The 14,367-nt window shown below is 65.2% G+C and carries 11 protein-coding genes; 7 read left to right on the top strand and 4 right to left on the bottom strand.

Features of this window, described 5'->3' with window-relative positions:
• The first annotated feature begins 95 nt into the window (after nt 1-95).
• Genes AC57B1_RS34820 through AC57B1_RS34805 form a run of 4 tightly spaced genes read left to right on the top strand, consistent with a single transcriptional unit; the run spans nt 96 to nt 5,367 of the window.
• A complete protein-coding gene (locus tag AC57B1_RS34820) occupies nt 96-581 on the top strand; it encodes an NAD(P)H-dependent oxidoreductase subunit E (RefSeq protein WP_408354745.1) in 486 nt (161 codons plus the stop codon).
• Complete coding sequence (locus AC57B1_RS34815; RefSeq protein WP_496419979.1) at nt 578-2,143, top strand: formate dehydrogenase beta subunit; 1,566 nt, start codon at nt 578-580, stop codon at nt 2,141-2,143. The genes AC57B1_RS34820 and AC57B1_RS34815 overlap by 4 nt, the downstream gene beginning before the upstream one ends.
• A 15-nt stretch (nt 2,144-2,158) precedes the next feature.
• Nucleotides 2,159-5,107, top strand: coding sequence for a formate dehydrogenase subunit alpha (gene fdhF, locus AC57B1_RS34810; protein WP_496419978.1), 2,949 nt, complete (start codon nt 2,159-2,161; stop codon nt 5,105-5,107).
• Nucleotides 5,108-5,115: 8 nt separating this feature from the next.
• Nucleotides 5,116-5,367: a formate dehydrogenase subunit delta gene (locus AC57B1_RS34805; protein ID WP_091800010.1), complete on the top strand. Its 252-nt coding sequence runs from the start codon at nt 5,116-5,118 to the stop codon at nt 5,365-5,367.
• A 60-nt stretch (nt 5,368-5,427) separates the two neighbouring features.
• Here AC57B1_RS34805 and AC57B1_RS34800 read toward each other — a convergent pair whose 3' ends face one another.
• From AC57B1_RS34800 to AC57B1_RS34790, 3 genes are all read right to left on the bottom strand, one after another.
• Nucleotides 5,428-7,152 carry an FAD-dependent monooxygenase gene (locus AC57B1_RS34800; RefSeq protein WP_496419977.1) on the bottom strand — a complete coding sequence of 575 codons (1,725 nt, stop codon included), beginning with the start codon at nt 7,150-7,152 and terminating at the stop codon, nt 5,428-5,430.
• Between the two features lie 187 nt (nt 7,153-7,339).
• Nucleotides 7,340-8,383, bottom strand: a complete 1,044-nt coding sequence (locus AC57B1_RS34795; RefSeq protein ID WP_496419976.1) for a cation diffusion facilitator family transporter — start codon at nt 8,381-8,383, stop codon at nt 7,340-7,342.
• The gene (locus AC57B1_RS34790; RefSeq protein WP_496419975.1) at nt 8,380-8,739 is read right to left on the bottom strand and encodes an ArsR/SmtB family transcription factor; all 360 of its coding nucleotides are present in this window, start codon (nt 8,737-8,739) and stop codon (nt 8,380-8,382) included. The genes AC57B1_RS34795 and AC57B1_RS34790 overlap by 4 nt, the downstream gene beginning before the upstream one ends.
• Nucleotides 8,740-8,876: 137 nt before the next feature.
• On the opposite strand from AC57B1_RS34790, the gene AC57B1_RS34785 reads away from it, so the two are divergent.
• A complete protein-coding gene (locus tag AC57B1_RS34785) occupies nt 8,877-10,724 on the top strand; it encodes a tetratricopeptide repeat protein (protein ID WP_496419974.1) in 1,848 nt (615 codons plus the stop codon).
• Nucleotides 10,725-10,833: 109 nt separating this feature from the next.
• On the opposite strand, the gene AC57B1_RS34780 is transcribed toward AC57B1_RS34785, so the two are convergent.
• On the bottom strand, nt 10,834-12,135 hold the full coding sequence (locus AC57B1_RS34780) for an MFS transporter (protein WP_408354727.1): 1,302 nt from the start codon (nt 12,133-12,135) through the stop codon (nt 10,834-10,836).
• A gap of 304 nt (nt 12,136-12,439) precedes the next feature.
• Between AC57B1_RS34780 and AC57B1_RS34775 the strand changes: the two genes are divergently transcribed.
• Complete coding sequence (locus AC57B1_RS34775; protein WP_408296408.1) at nt 12,440-12,976, top strand: GNAT family N-acetyltransferase; 537 nt, start codon at nt 12,440-12,442, stop codon at nt 12,974-12,976.
• Nucleotides 12,977-13,282: 306 nt separating this feature from the next.
• A complete protein-coding gene (locus tag AC57B1_RS34770; protein WP_496419973.1) occupies nt 13,283-14,050 on the top strand; it encodes a hypothetical protein in 768 nt (255 codons plus the stop codon).
• Nucleotides 14,051-14,367 lie beyond the last annotated feature (317 nt).

Genomic DNA, 14,367 nt, shown 5'->3' with positions numbered 1-14,367 from the left:
CGCCTATTGTTCGGCTATCCCATATCGAATATACGAAGCATAAGTGCACGCATTATGAATGACAAGTGCATATATGCCTTTGGAGGAGCCACCACTTGGACGATTCCATCGCCATCGCGCCGGATCAGCTCGTGCAGCGTCACGCGCAGCCGGGCAGATCGCTGCTAGCCGTCTTGCACGCGATTCAGGACGAACTCGGTTACGTACCGCCCGCTACGGTCGCGCCGCTCGCGCTCGCCATGAACCTGTCGCGCGCGGAAGTGCACGGCGTCATCACCTACTACCACCACTTCCGTACGCAGCCGGCCGCACAGGTCACGGTGCAACTGTGCCGCGCGGAAGCCTGCCGCAGCATGGGAACCGAAGCGCTGGCCCAGCATATCGAATCGCACACCGGCTGCCGCTTCGACGCCGAACATGAGCACGGCGCGACGGTGGAGCTGGAATCGGTGTATTGCCTCGGGCAATGCGCACTGTCGCCGGCACTCATGCTCAACGGCACCTTGCACGCCAAGGTCACGCCGCAAAAGTTCGACGCGATATTCGCGGCCGCCAACAAGTGCGTGGAGGTGACGGCATGACGCGCATCTACGTTCCCCGTGATTCGTCGGCACTGGCGCTCGGCGCCGACGCGCTCGCTCAGGCGATCGAAGCCGAAGCCGCGCGCCGCGGCGTCGAAGTCGAAATGGTTCGCAATGGTTCGCGCGGCCTGCTGTGGCTCGAACCGCTCGTCGAAGTTCAAACACCGGAAGGCCGCATCGGCTACGCGAATGTCGAAGCAGGCGACGTCGCCGCGCTGTTCGATGCAGGCCTACTCGAAGGCGGAGCGCACGCAAAGCAAGTCGGCGTGGTCGACGAGATTCCGTATCTGAAGAAGCAGCAGCGCCTGACGTTCGCGCGCATCGGCATCACCGACCCGCTTTCCATCGACGACTACGTCGCCCACGGCGGCCTCGAAGGCTTGCGCCAGGCGCTGCAGACCGACGGCGACGCCGCCTGCGAAGCATTGATCGAATCCGGCCTGCGCGGCCGCGGCGGTGCAGCCTTCCCGGCCGGCATCAAATGGCGCACGGTGCGCGGCGCGAAAGCGGCGCAGAAGTACATCGTCTGCAACGCGGACGAAGGCGATTCCGGCACCTTCTCCGATCGCCTCGTGATGGAAAGCGATCCGTACGTGCTGATCGAAGGGATGATCATCGCCGGTGTCGTGACGGGTGCGACGGTGGGCCATATTTACGTGCGCAGCGAGTATCCGCATTCGATCGCGACGCTCGAAGCCGCTATCGCCAAAGCACGCGCCGCCGGCTGGCTCGGCGATAGCGTGCTCGGCTCGACGGCGCATCGCTTCGAACTGTTCGTCGCGAAAGGCGCCGGCGCATACGTGTGCGGCGAGGAAACGGCGCTGCTCGAATCGCTCGAAGGCAAGCGCGGCATCGTGCGCGCCAAGCCGCCAGTGCCGGCGCTCGTCGGCCTTTTCGGCCAACCGACCGTGATCAACAACGTGATCACGCTCGCCACGGTGCCGATCATCTTTGCGCGCGGCGCCGCGTTCTACAAAGACTTCGGCATGGGCCGTTCGCGCGGCACGCTGCCGTTCCAGCTCGCGGGCAACGTCAAGCAAGGCGGCCTCGTCGAACTCGCGTTCGGTGTGACGCTGCGCGAATTGCTCTATGACTTCGGCGGCGGCACGGCGAGCGGCCGGCCCGCTCGCGCGGTGCAGGTGGGCGGCCCGCTCGGCACGTATCTGCCGGAAAGCCAGTGGGACATTCCCATGGACTACGAAGCGTATGCGGCAGTCGGCGCGGTCGTGGGCCACGGCGGCCTCGTCGTCCATGACGACACGTCGAATCTGGCCGAACTCGCGCAGTACGCCATGCACTTCTGCGCCCTCGAATCATGCGGCAAATGCACACCGTGCCGGATCGGCTCGACGCGCGGCGTCGAAGTAATCGGCCGGATTCGCAACGGCGATACCTCCACCCGGCAAGTGCAATTGCTGCGCGATCTGTGCGACACGATGGTGTCCGGTTCGCTCTGCGCGATGGGCGGCATGACGCCGTTCCCGGTGCTGTCCGCGCTCGATCATTTCCCCGAAGACTTCGGTCTCGCCAACGTGTCTGACCACGCGCCGAAAGCGGCCTGACCCAGGAGCCAAAACATGTCCGACGTGCTCAACTCTCCCACTGGCGGCTGCGGCTCAGGCAACTGCGCGTGTAAATCGCAAGCCCTGCAGCAGCGTGCGCCCCGTTCGTTCTTCGACGACACCGATTTCGGCACGCCCGAGCGCCATGCCGACATCGACGTCACGCTGGAAATCGACGGCCAGTCCGTCACCGTTCCCGCCGGCACCTCCGTGATGCGCGCCGCCGTCGAAGCGGGCGTCAACGTGCCGAAACTCTGCGCGACCGATTCGCTGGAGCCGTTCGGCTCGTGCCGTTTGTGTCTGGTGGAAATCGAAGGCAAGCGCGGTTATCCCGCTTCATGCACGACGCCGGTCGAAGCCGGCATGAAGGTCCGTACGCAAACCGATCGTTTGCAGTCGTTGCGCCGCAACGTGATGGAGTTGTACATCTCCGATCACCCGCTCGACTGCCTCACCTGCCCCGCCAACGGCGACTGCGAACTGCAGGACATGGCGGGCGTCACGGGCCTGCGCGAAGTGCGCTACGGCTTCGACGGCGCGAATCACCTGAAGGACAGGAAAGACGAGTCGAACCCCTACTTCACCTACGACCCGTCGAAATGCATCGTCTGTAATCGCTGCGTGCGCGCGTGCGAAGAAACGCAAGGCACGTTTGCGCTGACCATCGCCGGACGCGGTTTCGAGTCGCGCGTGGCCGCCAGCGAAGACGTGCCGTTCATGGAATCGGAATGCGTGTCGTGCGGCGCGTGCGTGGCCGCGTGCCCGACCGCGACCTTGCAGGAAAAGACCGTGATCATGCTGGGCCAGGCCGAACACTCGGTCGTCACCACATGCGCGTATTGCGGCGTCGGCTGCTCGTTCAAGGCCGAGATGAAGGGCAACCAGGTCGTGCGGATGGTGCCGCACAAGAACGGCCAGGCCAACGAAGGCCACGCTTGCGTGAAGGGCCGTTTCGCGTGGGGCTACGCGACGCACAAGGACCGCATCACCAAGCCGATGATCCGCGCGAAGATCACCGATCCGTGGCGCGAAGTGAGTTGGGAAGAAGCGCTCACGTATGCGGCATCGGAATTCCGCCGCATTCAGGCGAAGCACGGCCGCGATTCGATCGGCGGCATTACGTCGTCGCGTTGCACGAACGAAGAAACGTATCTGGTGCAAAAGCTCGTGCGCGCCGCGTTCGGCAACAACAACGTCGACACCTGCGCGCGGGTGTGCCATTCGCCGACCGGCTACGGGCTGAAAGCCACGCTCGGTGAATCGGCGGGCACGCAGACTTTTGCTTCCGTCGATAAAGCCGACGTGATCATGGTGATCGGCGCGAATCCGACCGACGGCCATCCGGTGTTCGGCTCGCGGCTGAAGCGCCGTGTGCGCGAAGGCGCGAAGCTGATCGTGGTGGACCCGCGGCGCATCGATATCGTCGACACGGCGCACGTGAAGGCCTCGCATCATCTGCAATTGCGGCCCGGCACCAACGTGGCCATCGTGAATGCGCTGGCGCATGTGATCGTCACCGAAGGCCTGCTCAACGATGCATTCGTTGCCGAGCGTTGTGAGACGCGCGCGTTCGAGCAATGGCGCGATTTCGTCGCGCTGCCGGAAAACGCGCCGGAAGCGACCGAAGCGGTGACCGGCGTACCGGCCCAATCCGTGCGCGAAGCGGCCCGCATCTATGCGACCGGCGGCAACGCCGCGATTTACTACGGCCTGGGTGTCACCGAACACGCGCAAGGCTCGACGATGGTGATGGGCATCGCCAACCTCGCCATGGCAACGGGCAACATCGGCCGCGAAGGTGTGGGCGTGAACCCGCTGCGCGGCCAGAACAACGTGCAGGGTTCCTGCGACATGGGCTCGTTCCCGCACGAACTGCCGGGCTATCGCCATATCAGCGACACGGTCACGCGCACGTTGTTCGAAGAGGCCTGGAACGTCACGCTGCAACCGGAACCCGGCCTGCGCATTCCGAACATGTTCGACGCGGCCGTGCACGGCAGCTTCAAGGGTCTGTATTGCCAGGGTGAAGACATCGTCCAGTCGGACCCGAATACGCATCACGTATCCGCGGCGCTGACGGCGATGGAATGCATCGTCGTGCAGGACATCTTCCTGAACGAGACCGCCAAGTATGCGCACGTGCTGCTGCCCGGTTCGTCGTTCCTCGAAAAGGATGGCACGTTCACCAACGCGGAGCGGCGCATCTCGCGCGTGCGCAAGGTCATGCCGCCGGTGCCGGGTTACGCGGACTGGGAAGTCACGGTCATGCTCGCACGCGCGCTCGGCTATGAAATGGACTACGCGCATCCGTCGCAGATCATGGACGAGATCGCGCGTCTCACGCCGACTTTCCACGGCGTGTCGTACAAAAAGCTCGACGAACTCGGCAGCATTCAGTGGCCGTGCAACGAGAATGCGCCGGACGGTACGCCGACCATGCACATCGACACCTTCGTGCGCGGCAAGGGCAAGTTCGTGATTACGAAGTTCATCGCGACGCCCGAGAAAGTCACGCGCAAATTCCCGCTGCTGCTCACCACGGGCCGCATCCTGTCGCAGTACAACGTGGGCGCGCAAACGCGCCGCACCGAGAACTCGCGCTGGCACGACGAGGACCGACTGGAACTGCATCCGCACGACGCGGAAGAGCGCGGTATCAAAACCGGCGACTGGGTGGGCATCGAATCGCGCGCGGGGCAAACCGTGCTGCGCGCGAAGATAACCGACCGCATGCAGCCGGGCGTCGTGTACACGACGTTCCACTTCCCCGAATCGGGCGCGAACGTGATCACCACCGATAGCTCGGACTGGGCGACCAACTGTCCGGAATACAAGGTGACCGCGGTGCAGGTGATGCCGGTCGAACAGCCGTCGCAATGGCAGAAAGACTACTCGCGCTTCAACACCGAACAGCTCGATCTGCTGAAGCAGCGTGAGTTGGCCAACGCGACATCGGGCAAGTGAGGACGGCCATGGACAATCAGAACCTGATCGACATGGCCAACCGGATCGGCGACTTCTTCGATTCGATGCCGGACCGCGAGGAAGCGCTCGCCGGCATCGCCGACCATATTCGCCGTTTCTGGGAGCCGCGCATGCGCCGCGCGCTACTCGCAGAGCTCGATGAACCGGATGCGAGCGGTATCCCGATGTCGGGCATCGTCAGGGAAGCGCTCGTCAAACATCGCGCGCAACTGACGCCCGCCGCGCCCGCGACGGTGTAAGCCGCGCCGCACTCGCGGCGCTCAATGTCCGCGGGACTCGCGCGACTCGGGCGGCCCCGCTCACAGGGCCGCCTGCTCCGGTATTTCCCCGCTCACGGCGAACCAGGCTTCGCAATGCCGTAGCAAACCGTGCAGATCGGTACCGGTCCGCCCGCGCGCGCTGATGTAGCCGTCCGGCCGCACCAGATAGAACGACGGCCGCGTTCGGCCATACGATTCGGACAGCGCCGGGCCGCCGTCGCCAGTGGTATCCGTGATGCGCCAGATGCGCACTCCGCCCGGCAGCAATCTCTCGACTTCCGCCGCCACACGCTCCAGTTCCGGGTCGGGCGGTGGCGCATGCTTCGCCGCGGGATCGAGCGGTTTTTCGTCGACGGGCAACGGCGGCACCAGCAGAAACAGCGAGAAGAACGCCGGATCGTGCAGATCGAAAATGCAGCCCACGCCGGGCGCACGCCCCAGCGGTCCATCCACCACATGCACCAGCGCGTCCGGTGCGCGCTCGCCGGCGCGTGGTCCGCCGTCGAGTACACGTTCGAGCGTCAGCGGACTGCGCCGGTACTGGATCGACAACTCGCTGATAGTGAGGCGCGCAGCGTCGCGCAGCGGACCGAGCGCAGCAAGGACCGGCATCACCCGTTCGCGCAGCAGCTTCAATGGTCCGTGATCGGCCTCCGCCATCTGCGTGATGAAACCGGTTTGCCGCAGCACGTCACGTTCGATCGGGTGACGCTCGACGTGATAGGTGTCGAGCAGGCGGTCCGGCGCCGCGCCTTTCAAAACGCGCGCGAGTTTCCAGCCGAGGTTGAACGCTTCCTGAATGCCGGTGTTCATGCCCTGGGCGCCGGCCGGGCTATGCACGTGCGCGGCGTCGCCCGCAAGGAAGATGCGGCCGACGCGCAGCCGGTCCACCATGCGGCTATTCACATGGAAATACGAAGACCACGCCAGATCCGACACGTCGACCCGCTCGCGCACGCGCCGGGCGATCAACGCCTCGCATGCCGCGAGCGACGGCGACGGCACCCTGTTCAGCGGCGGCTCGCCCAACACCGCGGGCGTCTCGGCCGGGGCGACGGCGGCAGGCTCGATCGCATGATCCGCGATCAGACGATGCCGGCCGTGGCCCATCGGAAACAGCGCGACCAGGCCTTCGCCTGACGCGAAGATATGAAACTCGTCCTCGGGCCAATCGGTTTCGGCGTGCAGGTCGGCGAGCAGGAAAGTCTGCTCCAGGGTCTTGCCCTCGAAACTCAAACCCAGCCGGTGACGGATCGCGCTATGCGCGCCGTCGGCGGCGATCATGTACGACGGGCGCATCGTCTCCGTGTGACCGTCCGCGCGGCGCAATGTCGCCTGAAGGCTGGCGGCGCCCTGCGCGAACATCGTCAGTTCGACGCCGCGCTCGACCGTCACGCCCAATGTGGCGAGATGCTCAGTCAGCAGACGCTCGGTCACGGACTGATCGAGAAACAGCAGATACGGATAACGTGTATGCAGCGGATCGAAATCGAGCTGCGCGAGACGCATGCCGTTCGAAAACAGATTGGCGATGCGCGCGCGATGGCCGAGCTCGAGAAACGGCTCGACCAGCCGATGCTGCTCGAGCAATTCGAGCGTGCGCGCCTGGATGCCGATGGCCCGCGAATACGGGTTCGGTTGCATGGCCTTGTCGATCACACGCACGGGGATGTGGGCACGCGCCAGACTCATCGCTGCGGCGAGTCCAGTCGGACCCGCCCCGACGATCAGCACCGGCGACGCATCGTTTGCGGCAGCGTCCATGCGGAACTCCGGAGACAACAATGCGTTCTAGTGTACGCCGCCAGGAAGTCCGCTAGGGGCGCGACGATCGCCTGCTCAACGACGGTTGCAGTGCATCAAGCGCGCAGCGAGCATGGGCTCGGCGTGGCTGCTTCTTGCTTTCAGCGCTCTGCCCGTGCCGTGACCTCGCAACGCGTTCCTGTCAGCCTCAATGCGCGTGCGGCGCATGATCCATCGCGCAGCGATGCTGCGTCGTACCAAGATCCACTTGCAGCGTCGCATGGTGCATCGAAAAACGTTCGCGCAGCGTGAGAACGATGCCGTCGAGCGACTCGTCGCCCGGATGGCCCGCCGGCATCACCAAGTGCGCGCTGAGCGCGTTGCCGGTCGTGGACAGCGCCCACACGTGCAGATCGTGCACGTCGACGACGCCCGGCTGCCCCGCCAGATAGTCGCGGATGCCTTGCAGATCGACGCCGGGCGGCACGGCGTCGAGCGCAAGGCGCACCGAATCGCGCAGCAGGCTCCAGGTGCCGGCCACCACGACCGCCACCACGAGCAGGCTCATCACCGGGTCGAGCCACGTCCAGTTGGTATAGAGAATCACGAGGCCGCTCACCGCGACCGCCGCCGAGATACCGGCATCCGCCGCCATGTGCAGGAACGCGCCGCGGATGTTCAGGTCATCCTGCTGCCCGCGCATGAAAAGCCACGCGGATATTCCGTTGATGACCGCGCCGCCCATCGCCACGACGAACACGGCGAGCCCCGCCACCGGCGCCGGATTGATCAGACGCCCGATGGCTTCCGCGACGATCACGCCGCACGCGAACAGCAGCAACCCGGCGTTGACGAGCGAGGCCAGGATCGACGAGCTGCCGTAACCGAACGTGTAGCGCGCCGACGGCCTGCGCGTAGCGAGCCAGGCGGCGCCCCACGCGAGCAGCAGGCCGAGGACATCGGAGAGGTTGTGGCCGGCGTCGGCAAGCAGCGCGGTGGAATGGGCGAGCACGCCATAGACCGTCTGGGCCACCACGATCGCGATGTTGAGCACGACAGCCAGGGCGAACGCGCGGCCGTGACCGGCAACCGGAGCGTGAGCGTGGTGGTGGCCGGCGTGCCCGTGACTGTGGGAATGACCGGCGGGACCGTGGTTGCCGTGGCTATCGTGGTTGCCGTGGTCAAGCGGCGTGGACACGTGCGCGTCCTCTTGATCCGCCGCAGTTCCGTTCGGGGTTTCGGGTTTCTTCATGACTGATCCAGAGAATCATTGCCGGCCGGTTCGGCCACGTGTTCGAGCATCCCGGCCAGCATCGCGCTGATATGGCGATCGGCGGCGAGGTAGAAGACCTGCTTACCCTGCCGCTGCGCACGCACGATTCGCGCCGCACGCAGCAACCGCAAATGATGGCTCACCAGCGACGACGACAAACCCAGCGCCTCGGCGATCGCCCCGACGGCGCGCCGCTCGTCGAGACACGCCAGCACGATGCGCAACCGCGTGGGGTCGCCGAGCAGGCGAAACAGGTCGGCCAGCGGCACGATGGTATCGGCCGGGCGATCGTGGATGGCGGTAAGCGAAGTGGATGCAGCGAGGGAAGAAGCCATGATGGACGGCGGCTCGGCAGCACATATGAACACGTGTTCACACATTATAGATACCGGGACAACCGGTCAAATCGGAGCGCGCTCCGGCGAGTGTGGGAAAATGCGGCCTCTGCCTCACCCGAATGCCATCCCCCGTCATGCAACCTGTATTTGACCGCGCTTTCGCGGCGCATCGTGACGGCCGCCTCGAAGACGCCGAACGCGGCTACCGCGCGACGCTCGACGGCAACCCCGCGCACGTCGATGCGTTGCACCTGCTGGGCGTTCTGCGCCACCAGCAGGGTCAGCACGCCGAAGCCGCCGAACTCGTCCGGCGCGCCGTGAACCTGCGCCCGGAAGACGCCGCGCTGCAGCTGAATCTGGGCAACGCGCTAAAGGCGCTCGGCCAGATCGACGACGCGATCGAACAGTTCCGCAACGCGCTGACGCTCGCGCCGTCGTTCCCCATGGCGCACTACAACCTGGGCAACGCCTACGCCGCAGCGGGCCGTCACGAAGACGCCGCCGACGCGTTCGAAAAATCGTTGCGCCTGCAACCGAACGACGCCTCGTCGCACAACAACCTCGGCAACGCGCTGCACGCGCTCGGACGTCACACGGAAGCTATCGCCGCGTTCAGGCGCACGCTGGAGCTGCGTCCTGGCCACGCCGGCGCGCTCAATAACATGGGCATGTCGCTGAACGCGCTCGGACGCGCGGCAGAGGCGATCCCGTGTTTTCAGGCGGCGCTGACGGCCGAGCCGCGTTTCGTCGCCGCGCACTTCAACCTCGCCAATACCTTCGACGCCACCGGCCGCCATGCGGAAGCGGTCGCATCGTTCCGTGCGGCGCTGACCTTGCAGCCGAACCTGCCGCCGGCCATTTTCGGCATGGGCAATGCGCTCGCGGCATTGGGACACCATGCGCAGGCGCTGCCCTACCTCGAGCGCGCGGTCGGTCTCGATCCGCAATTCGCGCTCGCGTGGCTGAGTCTCGGCACCGCGCACCAGGCGCTGGGCGCGCATGGTCCCGCCGTGCGTGCATTCGATCAGGCGCTGCGCCTGCGCCCCGACCTCGCCTCCGCGCACATGAACCGCGCGCTCGCATGGCTCGCGATGCGCGATTTCGCGCGCGGACTGCCGGAATACGAGTGGCGTCTGCAAACCATGGCGCAGCCGGAGATCCAGACGCTGCCGCGCTGGCACGGCGAGCCAATCGCCCAGCATACGTTGCTGGTCCATGCCGAGCAGGGGTTCGGCGACACGCTGCAATTCGTGCGCTTCGTCCCGCTCGCCACGCAGCGCGCGGCGCACGTCATACTCGAAGTGCAGCCGCAACTGCTGCCGTTGCTGGCGCCTGCCGCGCAAGCCTGGCGCGTGACGCTGATCGCTCAAGGCACGCCACGACCCGCCGCCGATCTGCAATGTCCGCTGCTAAGCCTGCCGCTCGCACTCGGCACCACCTACGACTCTATTCCCGCCCGCACGCCTTACCTCAGCGTGCCGCCCGCCTACAGCCGCAAATGGCGCGGCTCGCTCGGCGGTCAGGCAAAACGCAAGATCGGCATCGTCTGGTCGGGCCGCATTCAGCAAAATGAAACGCGTTCGATGCCGCTCGCCGCGCTCGATCCACTGTTCGCGCTCGAAGGCATCGACTGGATCGTGCTGCAACCGGAGTTGAGCGCCGACGAGCGCGTGGCGCTCGACGCGCATCCGCGCGCGGCGTCGATTCATCGCTTCGACAAGCGCATCGGCGACTTCGCGGACACCGCTGCGATCATCGAACGGCTCGACGCGGTGGTGTCGATCGATACCTCCATCGCGCATCTGGCCGGTGCGCTGCGCAAGCCGCTCTGGTTGATGCTGCCGTTCGCGGCAGACTGGCGCTGGTTCGCCGGCGAGGCGCGCAGCCCCTGGTATCCCGGCGCGGCACTGGTGCGTCAGCCGCAACCCGGTGCGTGGAGCGAAGTTGTCGAAGCCGTGGCGAACGAATTGCGCAAGCAGTAACGGGACGCCGCGCGCTGAGCGCAGCGTCGCTGCCGGGCCAAAAACAAAAACCCCGCGTTCGTGAGAACGCGGGGTTTTTGTTTGACCCACGAACGGTGACCGCCGAAGCTCAGGCCGTCCGATACTGATCGCGCGATTCCGGCGTGCGGTACAGCACCAGCGTCGCAATCAACCCGCAAATCGCCGCCAGGCCCAGGAACAGCCCCGGCGCGGCCTTGTTGCCGGTGGTGTGAATCAGCAGCGTCGAGATAGCCGGCGTGAAACCGCCGATCGTCGTGGCAAGGCTGTAGGCGAGCGAGAAACCGGCCGTCCGCACTTCGACCGGCATCACTTCGGTCAGCGCCACGACCATCGCGCCGTTATAGCTGCCGTACAGGAACGACAGCCACAACTCGACCGCCAGCAAACGCGCGAACGAAGGATCCGCCACCAGCCATTGCAGCGCCGGATACGCGGTGATGATGGTCAGAATCGTGAAGGCCAGCAGCACCGGACGGCGGCCGATACGGTCCGACAGCGCACCCGCGAGCGGCAGCCAGATCAGATTCGACAAACCGATACAGACCGTGACGATCAGCGTATCGATCGAAGACAGTTTCAGCACTTCCTTGCCGAAAGTCGGCGTGTACGCCGTGATCATGTAGAACGACACGGTGGTCATGATCACCATGCCCATGCCGCCCAGCACGATGCCCCAGTTCGCGGCCATCGTCTTCATGATCTCGCCCATCTTCGGGTGATGCTTGCGCGCCTTGAATTCCTCGGTTTCCTGCAGCGAACGGCGGATCAGGAACAGGAACGGCACGATCAGGCAGCCGATCAGAAACGGCACGCGCCATCCCCAGGCGCTCATCTGGTCGGCCGGCAGCATCTTGTTCAGGAACACGCCGATCAGCGCGGCGAACACCACGGCAACCTGCTGGCTGCCCGACTGCCACGCGCAATAGAAGCCCTTGTTGCCCTTGGTGGCGATCTCCGACAGATACACGGACACGCCGCCGAGTTCGACCCCGGCGGAAAAGCCTTGCAACAGCCGGCCGAACAGAACGAGCACCGGCGCCAGCACGCCGATCGTCGCGTACCCTGGAATCGACGCCACCGTGAGCGTGCCGAGCGCCATCAGGCCGAGCGTGAGGATCAGGCCCTTGCGCCGGCCGTGATGGTCGATGTAGGCGCCGAGGACGATCGCACCGAGCGGCCGCATCAGGAAGCCCGCGCCGAACACCGACAGGGACAGCATCAACGAGGCGAATTCGTTGCCGCTCGGGAAATAGGTCTTGGCGATCGCCGAAGCGTAATAGCCGTAGACCATGAAATCGTACATCTCAAGAAAGTTGCCGCTGACCACGCGGAATACTGTCTTGACCTTGGATTCTTCCGCTGAGGAAGTAGCGTGTGACGCAGTAGACATGACATTCTCTTATAGGCCTGCTGCCACGAAAGAGGCGGTGGCGGTCAGGCAGTTGAAACGATCCACTGCGCTCGGCAAGCGGATGCCGCGGACGGATAGAAAGAACGCGCCGGGGGCGCTGCATTTTCTTGCGGAACGCGTTCCCATGGTATCCGGGTAAACGTTGTGAATCATGCAGCGCTCGCTCCACGTAATGTTACCGTTGATAAAGCTGTCGCGTATTGCATACAGTTTCATTACACATGGTGTCACCTGTGGTCGCGGTAACATTTTTGCAGTCAGGCATTTCCGTTGAGCACTACCGATGCGAACCACCCCCGCTCTTTCACTGCGCCCCGCGACGCTCGCGGATGCCGCGCTCATTGCTTCGATCCACAGCAGCAGTTGGCAGGCCACTTATCGCGGCCTGCTGCCCGAAGCCTTTCTCGACGGCGAAGTCACGCAGGAGCGCGCCGCGTACTGGGAGGCTCGTCTCAGCGCGCCCGGCGGTGAACGGCGCATCGTGCTGATCGCCGAACTTGCGGGCGAGGCGGCCGGGTTCGTGTGTGTTGAACGTCAACCGGAGTCCAGTTGGGGCGTGCTGCTCGATAACCTGCACGCGCGGCCGGCCTACCAGGGTATCGGAGTCGGCAAGCTGCTGATGCGAGCCGCCGAAGACTGGGCTCGCGCGCAAGGCGAGGCGCAACTCTATCTGTACGTGCTTCAGGGGAATACCCCGGCGATCGGGTTCTACGAGCGGCAAGGCTGGCAATTTGCCGGCGCCGAACCGGATCATATGGGCGGCGTGGACATTACCGCGTTGCGCTACATATACAGACTCGACCGCAGACTCGACCGGTAGAGGCGCTGCGGCGCGCTTGTTCGTTATCCCAGGTTTTCCCGATCATGGACGTACCGGCACCTCATTTCGGAACCGTCCGATCGCCAGGTCGGCTGCTTCCTGGCATCATCCTCCGCACTCCGATGGCTTCATAGCGACACGCCCTGTGCCCCGTTTGCTCGTCGCGAGCACGGCGCCGGCGCCTCGCGTCGACGCACGCCGTGCCGTGTAGGGATGGCGTTCACGCGCATCGTACCGAGGCCCGAGTCCCCGCAGACCACGGGATCGCCGATCGGCGCTCCCCTTACAAGGCGCTGGAAAAGACCGATGTCCACCATTCCGTTCACCCCGATCGAAGGCTATCTGGCGCTGCCGCGCGTTCGCCCGCTGGTTCATGTGCCAGCGCCATTCGGCCGGGACTGGGCGCTGCTTCCGCCGGGCTACAGTCTGCGGGCTGAACTCAAGGCGCTCTACGCCGCCATGCTGCGCACGTTCTGCCTGAGCGATCAGGCCATTCGTTCGCTTTGCCGATGGTCGCCGCTGGGTGAACAACGCGTGATCGCACCTACGCATGAGCCTGTATCTGCCGCGATAGCGGCGCAGGCAACGAGCGTTGACGCATCGCCCGAGACAGCCATTCGCGCGGCCGATGCAACGCCCGCCGTCGCGTCCATTGTCGGGCCCGCGTATGGAACCAGGGCGCGTGGGTATGGCAACCCTTGGGGCGCTTTAGCGGGCGGCGCCTGCGTGATCGGCGGCGCTGCGGTGCTGGCGTGGGTCGGGTTCGATTATCTCGCGCATCGTCAAATGGCCGCTCCTGTCGCCGACAGGGCATCGGGTCATCGGGACTCGCAGCTAGCGGACCTTCGGACGCCCGCCACGATTACAGGTCGCGCGGTCGATACCGGTGCGTTGCGCGCACCTGCCGCGTCTGCTGCACTTGCGCCGTCTGCGCCAGAGCGCACACGCGTGCAGCCAACATTCGCGCCTGCGTCCAGCCTTTCGACGGCAACAGTGTCTACAACGGCTTCGGCCCAGATTCAGACTCGGGCACTGCCTTCCGCTCAGGCGCGTATCTCCGCGGACAATACGTGATCACCTCGTCCCCGCCGCCTTCGCGAAAAGGTCGTCACGCTGCAGAAACATAACCGCCAGGCCAGCGCACGGTTTGTCGCCGCCAACCCATCGCGACATGCGGCAGCACTTGCCGCTAACCTGCCGCACATCGCAGTGCCAAGGCTTGCGGCAAGCTTGCCGCCGAGTTCATCCGCTGCGGGGGCTTATTCGCCTCCAGCACCGACTCGACTCGGCGTCGACGAATACGCGGGCGTGATCATGTCCGCAGCGACGCATCCCCGCAAGATGGCGCCGCCGCACGCCGGCTCAGCGACCAATGCATCCGGCACCAGTGG

Source organism: Paraburkholderia sp. BGA-UO-ETr-F21, assembly GCF_059567925.1.
The sequence above is the reverse complement of the archived record's forward strand: the minus strand, read 5'-3'. Positions and strand labels throughout refer to the sequence as shown.

Excerpts from the sequence above, each read along its gene's own strand:
- AC57B1_RS34780 (WP_408354727.1), bottom strand. The coding sequence starts at position 12,135 with ATGTCTACTGCGTCACACGCTACTTCCTCAGCGGAAGAATCCAAGGTC.
- AC57B1_RS34805 (WP_091800010.1), top strand. The coding sequence starts at position 5,116 with ATGGACAATCAGAACCTGATCGACATGGCCAACCGGATCGGCGACTTC.
- AC57B1_RS34775 (WP_408296408.1), top strand. The coding sequence starts at position 12,440 with ATGCGAACCACCCCCGCTCTTTCACTGCGCCCCGCGACGCTCGCGGAT.
- AC57B1_RS34785 (WP_496419974.1), top strand. The coding sequence starts at position 8,877 with ATGCAACCTGTATTTGACCGCGCTTTCGCGGCGCATCGTGACGGCCGC.
- AC57B1_RS34795 (WP_496419976.1), bottom strand. The coding sequence starts at position 8,383 with ATGAAGAAACCCGAAACCCCGAACGGAACTGCGGCGGATCAAGAGGAC.
- AC57B1_RS34770 (WP_496419973.1), top strand. The coding sequence starts at position 13,283 with ATGTCCACCATTCCGTTCACCCCGATCGAAGGCTATCTGGCGCTGCCG.
- fdhF (WP_496419978.1), top strand. The coding sequence starts at position 2,159 with ATGTCCGACGTGCTCAACTCTCCCACTGGCGGCTGCGGCTCAGGCAAC.
- AC57B1_RS34815 (WP_496419979.1), top strand. The coding sequence starts at position 578 with ATGACGCGCATCTACGTTCCCCGTGATTCGTCGGCACTGGCGCTCGGC.
- AC57B1_RS34790 (WP_496419975.1), bottom strand. The coding sequence starts at position 8,739 with ATGGCTTCTTCCCTCGCTGCATCCACTTCGCTTACCGCCATCCACGAT.
- AC57B1_RS34800 (WP_496419977.1), bottom strand. The coding sequence starts at position 7,152 with ATGGACGCTGCCGCAAACGATGCGTCGCCGGTGCTGATCGTCGGGGCG.